Origin of the sequence: Actinomyces sp. oral taxon 171 str. F0337, assembly GCF_005696555.1 — a bacterium.
In the GTDB taxonomy this organism is placed as follows: Bacteria; Actinomycetota; Actinomycetes; order Actinomycetales; family Actinomycetaceae; genus Actinomyces; species Actinomyces oris_E.
This window is the reverse complement of sequence record NZ_CP040005.1, coordinates 2,129,875-2,147,774: the sequence shown is the minus strand read 5'-3', so window position 1 is coordinate 2,147,774 and position 17,900 is coordinate 2,129,875. Positions and strand designations below refer to the sequence as shown.

The window sequence follows — 17,900 nt, the reverse complement described above, 5'->3', positions numbered from 1 at the left end:
GTTGCGCAGCGGACTGATGGCGGTCTGCTCCGCCTGAGTGCCGGTGCGGCTCAGTCCGTCTCGGTGCCCGGGGTCAGGTTCTCGAGCGGCTCACCGGAGAAGTAGACCCGTAGGGACAGCGGCTCCAGCATCGTCGTGTCGCCCGGACGGTCCTGATGACAGTCAGTGAGACTCTCAGCGGTGTGGCCGTCAGCGCTGCCGGTCACGGTCCTGACGTCCTTCACCTCACCAGAGTTGTCCGTCTCGATGATGACATCGGCCTCCGCGTCCTGGGGGCTGCGGCTCACCCGCCGCGCCTGGGAGAAGGGGGCGGTATGAGGCTGGGGGACCGCCCAGGTCGAGTCCCAGGACAGGTGCCAGTCGGTCCCGCGCCCCTCGGGCAGGACGACGTCGACCTGGTCCAGGGCGCCGTTGATGACCACGAGCATGTCGTCGTCGTTCCAGGGGTGGCCCGAGCGCAGCATCTGGACCACGCGAGTGTGCGGATCGTGCCAGGAGTCCCCGTCCATCGGTACGGCGTCCGCCCGGTACCAGGCCAGGTCCGGGATCGTGTCGCCCTCGAGGACCTGCCCGGTCGCAAAACGCGAGGGGCGCGCCACCGGGTGGGTCTGGCGCAGATGGATGAGGAAGCGTGCTGTGGCGACCAGATCGCGCTGCCAGACCTCCAGGTTCCAGTCCACCCAGGAGAGCACGGAGTCCTGGCAGTAGCAGTTGTTGTTGCCCTGCTGGGTGCGTCCCATCTCGTCGCCGGCCACCAGCATGGGGGTGCCGGCGCTCAGCAGCACCGTGGCCAGCAGGTTGCGCATCGACCGGCGGCGCAGCACCTCGATCGGGCCACCGTTGATGCCCTCGACGACGTCTCCCTCGAAACCGTGGTTCCAGGAACGGTTGTTGGAGTTGCCGTCTCGGTTGTCCTCCTTGTTGGCCAGATTGTGCTTGTGGTCGTAGACCACCAGGTCACGCAGGGTGAAGCCGTCGTGCGCCGCCACGAAGTTGACCGAGCCCAGCGGGCCGCGACCGCCGGGGAACTCCCCGTGGCTGAACAGGTCCGCACTGCCCGACAGGCGCGTCGCCAGGTCTCGCAGGTCCGAGCCCAGACGGCCCTTGGAGATCTCCGAGGCGTCATGCAGCCAGAAGGAGCGCGTGGTGTCGCGGAAGTGGTCGTTCCAGTCCTGGAAGGGCTCGGGGAACTGGCCGGTGCGCCAGCCGCCGGGCCCCACGTCCCAGGGCTCGCTGATGAGCTTGACGGTGCTGAGGACCGGGTCGGTGGCGATCGCCGTGAGCAGCGGGTGGCGCGGCGAGAACTCCGCGGCATGGCGCCCAAGGGTGGTCGCCAGGTCGAAGCGGAAGCCGTCGACGCCGACCTCGGTGACCCAGTAGCGCAGCGAGTCCAGGACCAGCCGAATCGCCCCCGTGGCCCGGAAGTCCACCGTGTTGCCGGTGCCGGTGACGTCCATGTACTGCGCCGGCAGGTAGGGGGCGTGCAGGTAGTAGTCCAGGTTGTCCAGGCCGCGCAGGCTTAAGGAGGGGCCGTCAACACCGCCCTCGCAGGTGTGGTTGTAGACGACGTCGAGCACGACCTCCAGGCCGGCCTCGTGGAGCATGGAGACCATGCCGCGCACCTCGTCCAGGACCGCCTGCGGGCCCGCCGCACGTGCCGCGGCCGTGGCGTAGGAGGGCTCGGGGGCGAAGTAGCTGAGCGTGGAGTAGCCCCAGTAGTTGGTCAGGCCCCGCTTGGTCAGGAAGGGCTCGGTCACCGAGGCGTGGATCGGCAGCAGCTCGATCGTGGTGATCCCCAGGCCCTTGAGGTGCTCGACCGTCACCGAGTGGGCCAGCCCCGCGTAGGTGCCGCGCAGCTTCTCGGGCACACCGGGAAGCTTGTAGGTCAGGCCCTTGACGTGGGCCTCGTAGATGATGGTGCGCTCGCGAGGCACGCGTGGCCCCGGAACCACCGGGAAGGTATCACCGGTGACCACGCCGACGGCGGTGCTGCCCGCCGAGTCCAGGTGAGAGGGCAGCCACGGCTCGGCCGCCGGAACCAGGTCGTCAGTGACCTCGTGGGCGTAGAGGGCCGGCCCCAGGTCCACTCGGCCATCCAGGGCGCGGGCGTAAGGGTCCAGCAGCAGCTTGCGGGGGTTGTAGAGCAGACCCTCATGCGGGTTCCAGGGCCCGTGGACGCGGTAGCCGTAGCGCTGGCCGGCTCCGACTCCGGGAACGTGGGCGCTCCACAGGCCCCGCGAGGGCCCGTGCATCCCGATCCGGGTCTCGTCCACCACGGCGCCGTCGGCATCCGTGGTCAGCAGGCACAGGTCCACGGCCGTTGCGTGCGGGGCGTGGACCGCGAAGTCCGCCCCGTCTCCGTTCAGAGCGACGCCCAGGCCGTGGTCAGGAGCTGCTGGCAGCTCGGCGCGCGGTGCTGGAGCGGGCTCTGGCATCGAAGACATGGGCCCATTGTCCTGGCGGCTGCTGGTTGCTACCACTTGAGGGGCAGTGAGGTCTCCCTCGTGGGAGTGCGCCGCGTCGCGTTCAGGGGCGCGTTCAGACACCCCGGCGCGATGGCGTCGCCATCATTCCGTCATCCCGATCATCGCCCTGACACCGTGTCAGGGTGACTGAGCGCTCAGTGGTGAGATGCCGCTGTTATGGCAACCTTGAGCCCATGAGAATCGTGGTCTGCATCAAGCACGTTCCCGACGTGCAGTCCGAGCGTCGTATCGAGGACGGTCGGCTCGTGCGCGGCGAGGAGGACGTCCTCAACGAGCTCGACGAGAACGCCGTCGAGGCCGCCGTCTGTCTGGCCGAGGAGGCCGACGGCGAGGTTATCGCACTGACCATGGGACCTGAGGACGCTGAGGACGGGGTGCGTCGTGCCCTGCAGATGGGCGCCGACTCCGGGGTCGTCGTCGCCGACGACGACCTGGCCGGAGCCGACGTCGTCACCACCGCCCGGGTCCTGGCCAACGCCATCGAGCGCATCGGTGAGGTCGACCTGGTCGTCACCGGAATGGCCTCCCTGGACTCCATGACCTCCATGCTGCCCGGTGCCCTGGCCGCCGCCCTGCACCGTCCGGCCCTGACGCTTGCCAACCACCTCGAGGTCGACGGCGGCGCCGTGACCGTCACCCGCACCGTGGGCACCGTCCGCGAGGTCCTCAGCGCTCCGCTGCCCGCGCTCGTCAGCGTCACCGATCAGGCCAACGAGCCCCGCTACCCCAACTTCGCCGCCATGCGCGCCGCGAAGAAGAAGCCCATCGACTTCTGGGACGCCTCCGGGCTCGGCCTCCAGATCGCCGAACCGGCCGTCGCAGTCGTCGACGACGAGGCCCGACCCGCCCGCGAGGCCGGCATCATCCGCACCGACGCCGGCGAGGCGGGCCGAGAGCTCGCCGCCTGGCTCGTGGAGAACAAGCTCGTCTGAGGGTGAGCCGCAGCGCCCGTACACTCAGCTCGGCGTCGTCCTCAATCAGGGCGCACGAACCGGGCGCGCTGCCCCACCCGCCTCATACCACCTGCGAAAGAAGCTGATTCCCATGCTCGATGCCCCCCTCCTCGTCCTCGTCGACCTCGAGACCGCCGAGGCCGCCCCCACCGGCCCCAGCCTGGAGCTGCTCACCGCCGCCCGGGAGCTGACTAGCGGCGATGTCTTCGCCCTGGCACTTCAGCCCCTGGGTGAGCCGGTCCGTGCGGCCCTGGCCGGCGCCGGAGCCACCCGGCTGCTGACCGCCGACCTGGGCGAATCCGCCCACCTGCCCGCCACCGCGGCCGACGCCGTTGTGGCGGCCGTCGGCGCCGTCCAGCCCGCAGCGGTCCTGGTCGTCTCCGACTACCGGGGCAAGGAGCTGGCCGGGCGAGCCGCCATCGTACTCGGCTCGGCCTGCGTCTCCGACGCCACCGCCCTGGAGGCGGTCGGTGCGGGCGACGACTCCGTGCTGCGCGCCTCCAAGCTGGTCCTGTCCGGCTCCTGGTCCACCACCGCCTCCGTCGGCTCGGGCGGCAGCGCCCCGATCATCGCCCTGCGCCCCGGGATCGCAGAGGTCGCCGCAGCCGACGGCGCGCCACTGACCGCCGAGCCCCTCGAGGTGCCCGTCAGTGCTGAGGCCGCCGCTGTTCGCCTCGTCTCGCGCGAGGCCACCTCCGTCGCCTCCGGCCCGGCCCTGACCGAGGCTCGCACCGTCGTCGTGGGCGGCCGCGGCGTGGACGGCGACTTCGACCTGGTCCGTTCCCTGGCCCAGCCGCTCGGCGCCGCCGTCGGAGCCACCCGCGTGGCCTGCGACGAGGGCTGGATCGAGCGCAGCGCCCAGATCGGCCAGACCGGCGAGACCATCTCCTCGCGTCTGTACATCGGCCTGGGCGTCTCCGGCGCCGTCCACCACACCAGCGGCATCCAGGGCGCAGGCACCGTCGTCGCCATCTGTGACGACTCCGAGGCCCCGATCTTCGAGATGGCCGACTTCGGCGTCGTCGGTGACGTCACCGAGGTCGTGCCCCAGCTCGTCGAGGAGCTCGCCACGCTGCGCGGCTGAGACGGCAACGGCGGACGGATGATGCGGCATCGATCGATCGGGAGGCAGGAAGATGACCGCAGGATCGAGCGGGTGGTCTGCGCCTGAGACGAAGCAGGTGCTGCGTCCTGCCGCTGAGGAGCGGTGGGCCGATGAGCTGGCCGCCCTGGCCGCCGCCGATGCTCAGCGCGGTGCGGAGATCCCCCGGGGGTGGCGCCTGTCGCCCCACTCGGTGCGCACCTTCATCGTTGGGGACGAGGACCTCGGCGTCACCCGGAAGTTCTACGGGGACGACCCGCTCGTCGACCGGGCGATCGTGACGCTGCTCGGACGCCAGGGCCTCATGCTCGTCGGCGAGCCGGGAACCGCGAAGTCCATGCTCTCTGAGCTTCTTGCCGCAGCGGTCTGCGGTGCCTCGACTCTGACCATTCAGGGCTCGGCAGGCACCACCGAGGACCACGTCCGCTACTCATGGAACTACGCGCTCCTCATTGCCGAGGGCCCCACGCGCAGGGCCCTGGTGCCCTCGCCGGTCTACCAGGCCATGGAGCAGGGCAGCATCGTGCGCTTCGAGGAGATCACTCGCTGCCCGCCCGAGATCCAGGACACGCTCGTCTCCGTGCTCTCCGAGAAGCAGCTCATGGTTCCGGAGCTGGGAGACGGGTTCCGCGTCAGTGCGGCTCAGGGATTCAACGTCATCGCCACCGCGAACCTGCGGGACCGGGGCGTCCACGAGATGTCCTCCGCGCTCAAGCGGCGCTTCAACTTCGAGACGGTCCGCCCCATCGCCGACCGCGCCTTCGAGGCCGATCTCATTGCTCGTGCCCTGGATGCCGAGCTCGGTGAGCAGCGGGTGCCCATGAGTCCCCAGGTACTCGGCGTCCTGGTCACCGCCTTCGCCGACCTGCGCACCGGGACCACGCAGGCCGGCACCCCGGTCAAGCGCCCCGAGACCGTCATGTCCACCGCCGAGGCCGTCAACGTCGGTGTGGCTGCGTCGTTGAGTGCCCGCTACCTCGGCGACGGCATGGTGAGGGCATCCGATATCGCCCGCCAGATGGTGGGAGTGGCACTCAAGGGCGAGGACGAGGACGCCACCCGTATCCGTTTCTACCTCGACTCGGTGGTGCGTGAACGGGCGGAGAGCAGCGCCGAGTGGAGAGACTTCCTGGTCGCCTCCCAAGGACTATGGGAGTGAGTGCTTCGACGACGCAGGTCCCCGCCCGGCTCCAGTACGCCTTGGACTCCCAGCGGCGCTGGGGCGAGGCGGGTGTTCACCTCGTCCCCGTCCGTCACCACTCACCCGCCTGCGCCCTGGCCCTGTCGGCGCTTCTGGAGGAGGTGCATCCCGCCACGGTTCTCATCGAGGGGCCGGTCGAGTACGCCGCCCTCCTGCCCTCCCTCCAGGACCCGCGAACCGTACCGCCGGTGGCGCTGCTCTCCCTGGGTGAGCGCACCGCCTCCTACTACCCGCTGGCCGAGTTCTCCCCGGAGTGGGTGGCTCTGCGATGGGCCGGGCAGCACGGGGCCGAGGCCGCCTTCATCGACCGCAGCGCCTGCCTTCGAGATGATGACGATCCCCGCGACGATGCTCGCGGCGCGGTCGCCCGCACGCTCCAGGCCGAGCGGTACCTGGCTCGCTCGCGCAGCCTGGACGCCCTCGCCCGGCGCCTGGGCTGCCGGGACCACGACGAGGTCTGGGAGCACCTCTTCGAGGACCGAGCCACCGCCGATATCCGATCCTGGCGCGGCTTCTTCTCCGACACACTGGCATGGTCGGGGCTGGCACGGCTCGACGTTGAGCGCGAGGTCCTCGACGCCGACGGCACCCACGCCCGCGAAGCCGTCATGTCGGCCGCCCTGAGACGGCACCTGCCGGCAGCCGCACCGACCGGTGCCGGCGAGAAGGGCTCCGCTGCTCCGGCCGCCCCGGTCGTGGTCGTCACCGGGGGCTTTCACATCATGGCACTGCTCGACTGCCTCGACGCGACCGAGCACGCCGCGTGGCTGCCCGAGCCGCAGCCCCAACCCGGCGGGCCGGCATGGCTCATCCGCTACGACTTCGCCCGCCTCGACGCCTTGCGCGGATACGGCGCCGGCATGCCCTCACCGGGCCTGTGGCAGCGAGCCTGGCGGGCCCGCACCGGGGCCAGTCCTCTCGATGGCAGTGGCACAGGCCCTCGACGAGCCACGCGGCGGACTGCCAGGCCCGTCCCGGAGCCGGCGGGAGCCGCCCGGGCCTTCGCCACCACCGTGGTCATCGACGTCGCCACCGCCCTGCGTGAGCTCGGCGAACCACTGGGGACCGCCCAGGTGCTGGCCACTGTGGAGCAAGCCATGCGGCTGGCCGCACTGCGCGGCCGGGCATGGCCCGGACGCTGCGACATCCTTGACGCCCTCACCAGCTGCCTGGTCAAGGACGAAACCGGGCTGTCGGGCAATCTGGGAGCGGCCGTCGCCTCCGTCCTGGCCGCCTCCGACGTGGGGGAGGTGCCCGACGGCATCGCCACCCCGCCACTGGTCCGCCAGGTGCGCGACCGCCTGCGCGCCGCGCGCTTCATCATCGACGACGCCGTCGAGCACCGCGTCAGCCTCGACACCAGCCGCCGACCTCGCCACCGCGAGCGCCGCGAGCTGCTCGCTCGCCTGCGTTTCGTCGGCTCCGGCTTCGCCCACCAGATCTCAGGGGCCGACCTCGTCGCCGGCACCGGCATGGGGCAGTTCCTCGAGGAGTGGGTCTACAGCTGGACCCCCATGGTGGAGGCCGCACTCGTGCGCGCGGCCCAGGAGGCCCCCGATCTCGATGTCCTCGTGCGAACCCGACTGGCCCAGCGGCTCACCGGTGAGCTCAGCGCTGAGACCCTGGTGGCGCTGGTCAGTGAGCTGGCGGTCATGGGGCTCGACGCCGAGGCCGGCGACGTCTGCGACCGCCTTGAGAACAGTCTCGGACAACTCAGCGACCTGGGGGAGCTCGTTGAGGCCCTGCACCGGCTGGCGGGCCTGATCGAGTCCACGTCCCGACTGCGCCTGGACCATGCCGCTGCCCGGATCCGGTCCATTCTGCACCGGGGCGACGCCATGATCGCCCGGCGTCTTTCCGATCTGGTCGGCCTGGAGGGCCAGGAGGCGCTTCAGGCCGTCGATGCCCTCATCTCGGTACGGGACCTCATCATCCGATCGGCTGCCGATGATGAGCGCATGGGTGAGGCTGCCCAGGGCGCCGGCTTCGGGGCGGTACTGCGTCAGATCGAGGTTCTGCGTCGAAGCCGCGACGCAGCCGCGGTTCTTGTCGGCTGTGCCACCGGCATCGCGGCCTCCGTCAGGGCACTCAGCCAGGAGGAGGCGGTGTGCGCCGTCGTCACTCATCTCGCAATGGGAGCGGATCCGGCACGGGCCGCAGACTTCATCGTGGGCCTGGTGCGATCCGCCCCGGACGTGCTTCTGCACTCTCCCGACGCCGTCGAGGCCGTCACCGGGGCGCTGACCGGCCTTGATGATCGGGCCTTCGTCGCCGCACTGCCCGACTTGCGGCGGGCCTTCACCGCACTGAGGCCCGTGGAGACCCATCGCCTGGCAGAGATGGTGGCACAGCTCATCGGGGCCGCCGCCTCCGATCTCGACACCGTCTGGACCGTGGATCCGGCCCACGTCGCGCTCGGGTCTCAGATCGAACGGGACCTGGTCGCCTCCCTGGTGCGCGACGGACTGGGGGAGTGGGCAGGATGACGAGCGGCACGCCGTTGAACGCCTCCGCCTCCTGGGAGGGGCCGGAGGGTGACCTGGCAGCACGTCGCTGGCGCATGGTGCTGGGCCGATACGCCGAGCCGAAACTGCCGCGCAGGCACCAGGACGCCGACCTCGATGACGCCCTGGGCTACATCTATGACCGCGAGTACACGGGCCGCGGGCACCGGCTGGGCGCCGGAGGCGGCGACGGCACGAGAGCCACCCTGGGACCATCGGTCATACGGGCGGTCGACTGGCTCGATGGCGCCCGCAGGCTCTTCCCGGCCTCCACCCTGCAACGACTCGAGAGCGACGCGCTGACCCGATACGGGCTCTCCGAGCTGCTGGCCGACCCGGACGCCATTGAGGCCATCGACACCAGTCCCGAGCTCGGGGCCGCACTGCTGCGGATCAAGGGGACGATCTTACCCCAACTCACTGACGGGCTGCGTGCCCTCATCTCCCGGATCGTCACCGACATCATGGAGCGCCTTCAGCACCCCGTGACGACGGCCCTGAGCGGAGCCCGTCGGCGCAGCAACAGTCCTCATGCCTTGGCGCGCAACTTCGACTGGCGTCGCACTATTACCGCGAACCTGGGCAACGTGGACCCGGGCACGGGCCGCATGATCGTCGAGGACGTGCGCTTCATGTCCCGCCAGAGGAGACGCAACCTGACCTGGGACGTCATCATCCTGGTGGACCAGTCCGCCTCCATGGCCTCCAACCTGCTCCACAGTGCCATCATGGCCTCGATCCTTGCGGGTCTTCCCGGCCTGTCCGTACGACTGGCCGTCTTCGACACCACCGTCGTCGACCTCAGCCACACGGTTCACGATCCCGTCGAGGTTCTCATGACCAGTCAGCTGGGAGGCGGAACGGACATAGCCAACGCCGTCGGCTACGCCGCTGGAACGGTGACCAGCCCCAGTCGGACGATTGTGACGGTCATCAGCGACTTCGAGGAGGGGGGATCGGTGTCCACCCTCGTCAAACGGGTGCGTGACCTGGTTGCCCAAGGCATGACCGTGCTGGGGCTGGTCTCCTTGGACGACAGGGGACACGCCTGGTACGACCATGACGTGGCCGAGCGCCTGTCCGAGGTCGGTATGAGGATCGCCGCCATGACCCCGGACCGGTTCGCCTCCTGGCTGGCTGAGGTGACTGTATGAACGAGCGGACCGGCCAGTCTCAACGCTCCGCCGGCGCCCCCGATGCCTCACAGACCCCGGGAGCCTGCGGTGACTCCTGGGCAGCTGCTTTCTCGGTCTATGGTGCGCTTGACGATGTCGCCCTGATCGCCCTGGGCAACCGGGGCCTGCTGCGTCGCGGACGTGCCGAGCTGGCCGCCGGCCGGGTCGAGCCCGTCAACGGGCCCATTGATCCCGAAGCAGGGGAGCAGCCAGTACCCGGGACAGTGACCATCGGAGTCGGCCGGCCAGCGGTTCCCGTCACCCTGACCGTCTCCGGCCCGCAGGACGCGCGCTGTCCCTGCCCCGTGGCCGGCATCTGCGTGCACATCCTCGCCGCCTGCCTGTGGCTGCGCGAAGCCGTCAACCGGGACGGGGCCGACGAGAGCACCACGGCCGCCGAGACGCCGACGAACCCCGCATCCCCGGATGCCTCCGTCACCCCCGCACCCGCCCAAGGGCCCCGAGCGATCCGGTCCTGGAGGAGGTCCTCGCCTGGAAGCCGGCCGACGTCGAGAAGTCCCTGGGGGCTGAGGCCCGGCGGCGCGCGCAGGCGTCCCTGGCCGGAACCGCACCGGACCGGCTCGCTGCCCCCACCGACGTGACCAGTGCTCCTGGACGCCTGAGCATCACCTGGCCCGACGCTCCCGAGATCGTTGTGATCGCGGGACTGGGGCCACGAGGCATGATCGTCTCTGGACGTCACTCCTCGGCCGCCAAGGCGGCCTGGTGCCTTCAAGCCGTCATCCGACTCTTCGCCCGCGCAGGCCGCCCCTGGCCGTGGCCGGATGAGAAGTCCACCTTCGACGACCGGAAGCGGGACGTCGTCTCAACGGTCGCAACCGCCATTGAGACTCTCCTCTCCGCGGGGATCTCACACGCCGGCCCCCGCAGCGCCACCGACCTGGAGCGCCTGGCCCAGGTCACCCGTCTGGAGGAGCTGCCCCGACTGTCCCGGCTGCTGACCTCCGCCGCCGGGAGGCTCCGGGCTCTCGCTGAGCGTGACGACGCCGTCGATGAGGCCACCGTCCTCAGCGCCCTGGCCGCGGCCTGGGCCCTGACCCAGGCGCTCACAGCCGTCACCGGCCCACCCGACCCCGCTCTCATCGGGCCAACCGACACTGAGACGGCCCACACCGGGCTGCTGCTCCCGCTGAGCGCCACCTGGTGGACGGCCCCCTCGGGAAGCCGAGGACTGACCGTCAGACTCTGGGACCTGGACCACGACCAACCGGAGATGGTCACCACCGGGCGAGCCGCCGGGACCGACGTCGCCTTCCACTACTCACTGGACGCCACCCTCCTGTGGGGCACATCGATGAGGAACATCCTGTCCGGCCCCCTACGCCTGACCGGTGCCGAGCGCCGGCCCGACGGCTCCCTGGCCCCCTCCAACCGCACGTCCGTCACCCGCCGCAGCGCTGAGGCCGGCTACGACGACATCGACCTGGAAGCCGTGGCCGATCATCTCCAACAGACCGGATCCGGGCCGGAGGTCGCCCGCTTCGAGGCGCCCGTTCCCCGGCTCCGTCTGATCATAGTTGCCCAGGACGGCCTGGGACCGATCAGCATCGACGAGGTCCACCAGCACTACCTGCTGCCGGTGACGAGCACCGACGGGCGCAGGCACCTGCTGTGTATGGAGGTCGGCGGCGGTGAGATGCAGATGGTCTCCGACGTGCTCTCCCGCGAACTTCAGGTGCATGCCATCACCGTCGAGGGCGACCATCCATCCGGTGTCTTCGTGCGCGAGCACGACCGGATCAGCCTTCTGGTGGCCACTTTCCCTCCTTCTCGCGGCGCTTCCGGGAGGGGATACGGCCGGCTGCGCAGACGCGTGGAGGAGACGCACACTCACGAGGCCCATACGAACCGGGGCGATCGCATGCCTATACGGGCACTGGTCCAGGACGTGCGCGAGGCGCTCACCGCGCTCGCGGCCTCCGGGACGACACGGCCCACGAGCACGGTGGCGCACGTGCTGCGCGCGCGAGTCCGCATGGCCGGTGACCTCCAGCTCACCACTCTGGCGGCCGTGCTTACCGAGGTGGACGACCGGCCGAGTCCCGGCGCTGTGCTGCGGGCCTGCGCCGTCATCGATCGGCTCGACGCCTTGACGCTCTGATATCACCGGAGCCTCCGGCCGAGTGGCACACGGCCCGCACAGCCTGCACGGACCTCTCGGCGGCGGGAACCGACAGCTCGAAATGGAGAAAGCGCTCAGGGCACGATACCGCACCTGTAGGATGACTGTCTGCTGACCGGTATATCGAGTCGGATTCATGCGCTGTGCGGATGCTTATGGAGAGTGTTGTGAATCGGGAAGAAGTCGCTGAAATGTGTGAGGTCGTCCCATCCGATGAACTGGCCAGGGCGCTCCTGCCCCTGCGGGTGATCAGTGCAGACCTCCATGAGAAGGCCGTCTCCTATGTGCTCTCGGGAGAGTCTGCGGATGTCGTGGAGCAGGTGTGGCAGGAGCCGGAGACGGACGCGTTGTTCGGTGGTGTTGGCGAGCTGAATAGAACACTTCCTGTGAGGGACGATCTTGCAGATCGGCTGTCTGCAGTAGGTGTCGCATGGTCGTCGGATATGAGGGAGCCCCCTCGAGATCGTCGCCGTGTTCTGTATTCACTACGTGACAGTCTGTATCGTTGTGATGCGTTCAGTGCTCAACAGTGGTGGCGATATGGTCAGCTCCTTCGTGCGATCTGGGCTGCCGATACTCCGGGAAAACAGGACTGGCGCCGGAAGGCTTTCACCCCTCTCTGGTTACTTCTCTTGAACGAGGATGTGGTCAGAACCGTCGACCCCTGGGAAGAGGCGGCGGTGAATATGGTGAAAGAGCGATTGATGTGGGGGCCTGAGCGCTTCGCTGAGGTCTTGGCCCTGGATGGAGTCAAAGCGGGCAAAATCCCCTCCCTGGTACTGACCTTGTGGTTGTCACGATACGCGTACTTAAATGACGACAGTCGAGTTCCCTGCCGTCTCCCGGGAATCGCGGAGTACCTGCAGTCACACGGGTCGCGGATTCCGGCGTCGTTCATCCGCAGCCTGAACGAGTACGACCGACGTGATCTTGTGCTGCTCCTGGCCGGTCTTGACATGGATCTTGGGCCTGTGGCCCACCTCCTGGTCCCACTGACGCTGGAGGAGAAGCGCATGACGCGTCTCCAAGCCATCGACCTGCTGGGGCGGGTTCCCGATACCCCACGCCGTGAGGCCCTCGCCGAGCTCCTGTCCGGGAAGGCGATCCGCAGCAAAGCAGGTTTCCAACGCTCCACCGACCTGCTCGACCACCTGGCCGAGGGAGCTGATGACGATCTTCTCGACGTCGCGGCCGAGAAAAACCCCGTGCTCGCCGTGGCGGTCGAGCAGCTGCGTGCCCGTGCGGCCTTCTCCCGGTGGGCGAGTGAGGAGTCCGAGCAGGCTCCCGTCGTTCTGCCGGAGGTCGAGCACATCGCTCTCGACCAGCCGGCCGATGCCGCACGGCAGCAGCTCTGGCGCATCCTCAACCGGCTCGTCGATGACGCCTGGGATCCTCAAGGTGCGGAATCTCGGGAGGAGATCGCCGCGAGGTACCTGGCCACTGAACAGGATGTGGAGGCCTTCATCGCAGTCGCCGAGGGTCGATCAACAGGAGTCCCGGCCATTCTCAGGAAGTACCGCCTTGGGTGGGTGGGCTCCTTCGTGCCGTCCCTGTCAGTCGTCCACCTTCTGCGGCTGACCGCCGACGAGCCCTCCACCAGATGGAGAGACGCTCTGTCGTGGGGAGAGGACGCGGATGCCGATCCTCGAGCCATTGAAGCGGTGCTGAGGCACTTCAACCTCCCGATTGACGGTGCGGTCCGTGACGTGGTCTGGCGTACGGGAGATCCCGTGATCCTTTGGCCGTGGGCGTGGGAGCACCTCGATGACCTGGCCGAAGGGCTCGATAGCTCGGAGAAGGTTCTTCGTGCGCTGGACATTCTGGAGGCATTCCCCAGACTGCCCGTCGACCTCCTCCCCAGGCTCGCGCGCATGGCGGTCACGGCCTCCCCACGGCTGCGACGTCGGGTGCAGCGGCTGCTCAGCGTCTCCCCGGCCGCACCCATCCTGGCCGAGCCCATGCTGAAGGACCCGTCAGCGGAGGTCAGGCGATCCGCGGCCGAGTGGATCGCCGCTCAGGCCCCTCAGCGATCCCTTGACCCCCTTCGCGCCGCCTACGCCACAGAAGAGGATGCGGCGACTCGTGCCAGCATGCTCAAAGCCATGCGGGCCTGCGGCGAGGATCTCACCGAGCTCCTGTCTCCCGGCCGTCTCCAGCAGGAGGCTGCCGAGGGACTGGAGGCCGATCCAGCAGCCGGTCCGGACTGGCTCGACTGGGACGGCCTGCCCACTGTGCGCTGGCGAGACGGCGCCCCGGTGAGCTCGCTGGTGATCCGCTGGTGGGTGAGCCTGGCCGTGATCATGAAGGATCCCGACGGTCGGGGCCTCATCGGCCTGTATCTGTCCCTCCTCGACCCGCACGATGCCCGTCGACTGGCCCTCCATCTGGTCAGAGCCTGGGCGGCGCGGGACACCGCTCACCCGAGCCCCGAGCAGAGCCTCGCCCATGCCCAGGACATCGGGCTGAAGCGGTATCAGTACTTCCAGCGGTACTGGACCTCGGCAGCCCAGAGCGACGATCCTGAGGAACGGGAAAGGGCCAGGCAGGGGCTGGCTCGACCTCTGGAGAGTTACGTCAAGCAGATCTACGACGAGCATCAGGGGACGTATCTGGGTTCGGCGATGGCGGACAAGGGCCTCATGGCCTTCGCCGTCGGAGCCGATGGCGGCGAGCTCGCCAGCCTGACCCACAGCTACATGCGGAGCCACCGCAACCGTCGTCCCCAGTACGAGGTCCTCATTCGGGCTCTTCGAGCCAACGGCCAGGACCCCGCTCTCCAGGTGCTGATCGGCGTGGCGCAGCGTCACAAGATGGCGAGCCTGCAGAAGACCGCCCGCGAGCTGGTGGACGAGGTCGCCGTCGAACGGGGCTGGAGCGCCGAGCAGCTGGAGGATCGGACCGTCCCCACTGCAGGCTTCGGCTCTGACGGCCTGCTGCACCTGAGCTACGGAGCCCGTTCCTTCACCGGCCGGTTGACCGCGGACTTCAAGATCGCACTGACCGGGCCGGATGGGAAGACCCGGGCCTCACTGCCGGCGCCCCGGGCCGACGACGATGCGGACGCGGTCAAAGCCGCCAAGAAACAGCTCACCGCCTCCCGCAAGGAGGCCAAGAACGTGCTCTCCCTTCAAAGCAGCCGGCTCTACGAGGCCATGTGCGTGCGACGCGGATGGAGTCCTGTCGAATGGCGTGACCTTCTGCTCGCCCACCCGCTCATGAGGCACCTCGTCACTCGGGTCATCTGGCAGCTCGACCCGGCTGACGGCGGCGAGTCGATCGTCTTCCGTCCCACACCGGAAGGGGACCTGCTGGGAGTCGACGACGCCGTCGTCGACCTCCCGGGCCAGGGGGAGATCACGGTGGCGCACGGGACCATCATCGGGCCCGACGCCGTGGCGGCGTGGCGAGAGCACCTGGCCGACTACGAGGTCGAGCCGCTGTTCGACCAGCTCTCCGCGCTCGCACCCGTCATCACACCGGGCCAGCAGCGGCTCACCGATCTTCGTGGGCACATGACCGACGCCTACTCCGTGCGCAATGTCGCCTCTCAGCGCGGGTACCGTCGCGGGGGAACGGAGGACGGGGGTTGGTTCACCGAGTATCTCCGCACGATCCCCGCAGCGGGCCTCACTGTCGCGCTGACCTTCACCGGTGCTTTCGTGTCGTGGGGTAACAACCCGTGTGCGACCGACAGCCTGGAGCTGCGTCGCGGAACTGGTCGTCGTTTGGTGGCACTGGACGAGGTGCCCACGCCGCTACTGGCCGAGTGCTACGCGGACTATGCGGCCCTGGCGGCGCTGGGGGCCTACGACCCGGACTGGGAGGACAGGACAAGACTGTTCTAGAGGCGGTGGTGAGGGCCCGCAGGGGGGGCGGCCGCGCTCGTAGGCGGCGCGGCTGAACAGTTCCTCCGACGTCATTGTGGGGGTGCACCATCTCGTCGACGGTGCACCCCCACAACGCGCCCGGGGCCGTCAGTTGACCTTGTGCTGCAGGTGGGTGATTCGGAAGCGTTCCATGTCAGAGCTCAGCAGCAGCCAGGACCCGTACTGCTTCTGCTCACTGTTGTTCGTACTCGGCCTGGGCGTCATCCACGGCTTCGACGGATCGTCCAGGGCGATCGGGCAGATGATCGTTCCCTGATCCAGGTCCATGGAGTTGGCGACCGAGGCGCCTGAGGAGTCCTTGGGGCCGGCCAGCAGGCAGGCGACCACCTTGCCTCCCTCGGGCAGGAAGGCGGTGCACATCGTGTCACCCGTCGGTACCCGCTCCGCGGGCTGATCCATGAAAGGCAGGATCGTGGGATCGATGTGCTCGGCCGCCTTGTCGTCCTGCCCCGAGGCGAGGGCGTCATAGACCTTCTGCACCTCGGCCAGGGACGGGCGCCGGTGGTCCCCGCTCATGGGCAGGCTGCCCGGAATGTGGTAGACGACGTCGGCGAGCGTCAGGGCCTGACCGTCCCATTGCGCGGTGACCGTCGCTGAGGCGCTGCCGCCGCAGGTCCGGCAGGACTCGTCACCGTAGAGCCGCAGCTGCGGCTCGTCGAAGATGACGGTGCCGCCGACAACGCGCAGGTTCTCCATGTGCGGGGCGGGAACGTAGCCGATCTCGTTGCTGCCCTCCATCATGAGGGAGCCGACCATCTCCTTGTCAGCGTTGTAGGCGACAAGAACATCGAAGCCGTAGTCGGGAAGGTCGGCGTTGCAGTCCAGGACGGCGACCATCACCGGTGAGGTGCCGAACAGACCCAGCTGTGTCGACTTCATGGCGATCGTGTTCGACGAGCCGCCCCCCAGGCCGTTACCTCTGGCGGTGCCGGCGGCCTTGCCGTCGGAGAAGGTGACTTTCGTCTTTTCCGGGGCCTGCTCGACTATGTCGGCCCTCGTCATCCCCGACCCCCTCGGCTGAAGGCCTCCGCGCAGATACCCGGGACGTCGAGGTCCGCGTTCTTGAGCTCCTTCAGGTCGGGAGCATCTGCGGAGACTGGGGCCGAGGTCGGCAGAGCCGTGGCGCGGGTCGAGCTCGAACCGGAGTCGAAGGCCAGGACTGAGGTCGTCGAGCCGTTGAAGACCACGACGTAACCATCACCGGCCGCCCACGAGGTCACTGGGGTGGAGACCCGCCAGATCGTGCTTCCATCGACTGGGTCGAGGGCGCGCAGCGAGTCCGGGTAGGCCATGACGATGGCGCCCTTGCTCGTCTGCCAGCGGGGTACCACCTCGGTACCCAACGTGTTGAGGGCGCCCACGTCCTCGGGGAGCTTGCTCGACCACAGCACGCTGCTGCCGTCGAGACCTGCCACGGTGACGCCGTCGCTGACCACCCAGATATCGCGGCTCATCGGCAGGCTGACACCGGCGAGCTTGCGGGACGCCTCGACTCGGGTCGCCCACACCGGCTTGGTGCCGTCAAGCTTCAGGCCGGAGACCTTGTCCCGGTTGACACTCACGGTGCCGTCGGAGCTGACCGACAGGGGCTTTCCGCTGCTGGGGGTATCGCCGAGCCGCACCGAGGCGGGCGCCGGCGCCGACGTCGCCGTACCTGGTGACGCTGTTGCGGCAGGAGTGGAGGACGAGGTGGCGGAGGGGGCCGCGGGGTTCGCAGAGGTCGTGCCGCTGGGAGCACTCGGAGTCCCGGTCTGGGCGGGCGCGTCGGAGCTGTTGTCGCTCGGCTGGGCCGGAACCGCTGAGGCGGGCGTCGTGGGGGAGGCGGCGGAGACGGTCGACGGCTTGGCGGGGGCGTTGATCCCCGAGGCCAGGTCGACGCTGATCTGGTCACCGCAGTCGAAGGTCTTGGCGTTGATTCGACAGTTGAGGTGCTGCCCCGCCAGGTTGTCAGGGACAGGAACCTGCCAGGCGGCGTAGAACGACGATGAGCTCGCGCTCAGGGCCACCAGCGTCTCACGGTGATCGGCGATCACCCGCAGGATCGTCAGCTGCTTGTTGGTGATTGCCGTGGTGCCACTCGCGTCGAAGGGTGCTGCCGCAGGCTCCTTGCCGAGGTTGGACAGGTCCTGCTGAGCCTTGAGGATCGGGGCCTTGACCATTGAGAGCGGGTTGGAGCCGCGCGTCAGTGCCCACAGCCCTCCACCGCCGAGTGCCAGGACCAGAACGACGACGACGCTGAGAATTCCGAGCCGTGCCCGATGCCGTCGTTGAGGTGATGGTGTTGAGGCGGAGACCGGGGCGACCTGGGTTGGTGCCGTGGGTGGCGGGGTCGTGGATGAGGGGATCTCGGGAGAAGAGAATTCGGGGGAGGAGGAGTCAGGAGACGGAGACAGGGCCGTAGCGTAGAAGGAAGCGGTCCGGCCGAGAGGCGAAATAGATGACCGATCAA

General features: G+C 68.9%; 11 protein-coding genes. 8 read left to right on the top strand and 3 right to left on the bottom strand.

Translation table 11 applies throughout. The features are described from left to right. Window positions 1-50: 50 nt before the first annotated feature. The gene (gene glgX / locus FBF36_RS09345) at window positions 51-2,444 is read right to left on the bottom strand and encodes a glycogen debranching protein GlgX (protein ID WP_009394178.1); all 2,394 of its coding nucleotides are present in this window, start codon (window positions 2,442-2,444) and stop codon (window positions 51-53) included. 215 nt (window positions 2,445-2,659) lie between these two features. Here glgX and FBF36_RS09340 point away from each other — a divergent pair, with 215 nt between their 5' ends. The 8 genes from FBF36_RS09340 (at window position 2,660) to FBF36_RS09310 (ending at window position 15,409) form a co-directional block, all read left to right on the top strand. Then, complete coding sequence (locus FBF36_RS09340; RefSeq protein WP_009394172.1) at window positions 2,660-3,418, top strand: electron transfer flavoprotein subunit beta/FixA family protein; 759 nt, start codon at window positions 2,660-2,662, stop codon at window positions 3,416-3,418. A 112-nt stretch (window positions 3,419-3,530) separates the two neighbouring features. Further along, window positions 3,531-4,523: an electron transfer flavoprotein subunit alpha/FixB family protein gene (locus FBF36_RS09335; protein WP_138137426.1), complete on the top strand. Its 993-nt coding sequence runs from the start codon at window positions 3,531-3,533 to the stop codon at window positions 4,521-4,523. A 52-nt stretch (window positions 4,524-4,575) separates the two neighbouring features. Further along, window positions 4,576-5,700 carry an ATP-binding protein gene (locus FBF36_RS09330; protein WP_009397870.1) on the top strand — a complete coding sequence of 375 codons (1,125 nt, stop codon included), beginning with the start codon at window positions 4,576-4,578 and terminating at the stop codon, window positions 5,698-5,700. Next, window positions 5,697-8,228 (top strand): DUF5682 family protein, encoded by a 2,532-nt coding sequence (locus FBF36_RS09325; RefSeq protein WP_138137424.1) that lies wholly within the window; start codon window positions 5,697-5,699, stop codon window positions 8,226-8,228. The genes FBF36_RS09330 and FBF36_RS09325 overlap by 4 nt, the downstream gene beginning before the upstream one ends. Further along, window positions 8,225-9,400 (top strand): VWA domain-containing protein, encoded by a 1,176-nt coding sequence (locus FBF36_RS09320; protein WP_009397876.1) that lies wholly within the window; start codon window positions 8,225-8,227, stop codon window positions 9,398-9,400. The genes FBF36_RS09325 and FBF36_RS09320 overlap by 4 nt, the downstream gene beginning before the upstream one ends. After that, window positions 9,397-10,023 carry a hypothetical protein gene (locus tag FBF36_RS13520; protein ID WP_225792336.1) on the top strand — a complete coding sequence of 209 codons (627 nt, stop codon included), beginning with the start codon at window positions 9,397-9,399 and terminating at the stop codon, window positions 10,021-10,023. The genes FBF36_RS09320 and FBF36_RS13520 overlap by 4 nt, the downstream gene beginning before the upstream one ends. Beyond that, the gene (locus tag FBF36_RS09315; RefSeq protein ID WP_225792335.1) at window positions 10,020-11,543 is read left to right on the top strand and encodes a hypothetical protein; all 1,524 of its coding nucleotides are present in this window, start codon (window positions 10,020-10,022) and stop codon (window positions 11,541-11,543) included. Before FBF36_RS13520 ends, FBF36_RS09315 begins: the two co-directional genes overlap by 4 nt. 1,034 nt (window positions 11,544-12,577) lie before the next feature. Continuing rightward, window positions 12,578-15,409 carry a DUF4132 domain-containing protein gene (locus FBF36_RS09310; protein ID WP_157184131.1) on the top strand — a complete coding sequence of 944 codons (2,832 nt, stop codon included), beginning with the start codon at window positions 12,578-12,580 and terminating at the stop codon, window positions 15,407-15,409. A gap of 129 nt (window positions 15,410-15,538) precedes the next feature. Here the strand turns inward: FBF36_RS09310 and FBF36_RS13515 are convergent, their stop codons facing one another. Both FBF36_RS13515 and FBF36_RS13510 read right to left on the bottom strand, forming a co-directional pair. After that, the gene (locus tag FBF36_RS13515) at window positions 15,539-16,453 is read right to left on the bottom strand and encodes a hypothetical protein (protein ID WP_009397880.1); all 915 of its coding nucleotides are present in this window, start codon (window positions 16,451-16,453) and stop codon (window positions 15,539-15,541) included. Further along, window positions 16,450-17,610, bottom strand: a complete 1,161-nt coding sequence (locus FBF36_RS13510) for a hypothetical protein (RefSeq protein ID WP_009397881.1) — start codon at window positions 17,608-17,610, stop codon at window positions 16,450-16,452. Before FBF36_RS13510 ends, FBF36_RS13515 begins: the two co-directional genes overlap by 4 nt. Window positions 17,611-17,900 lie beyond the last annotated feature (290 nt).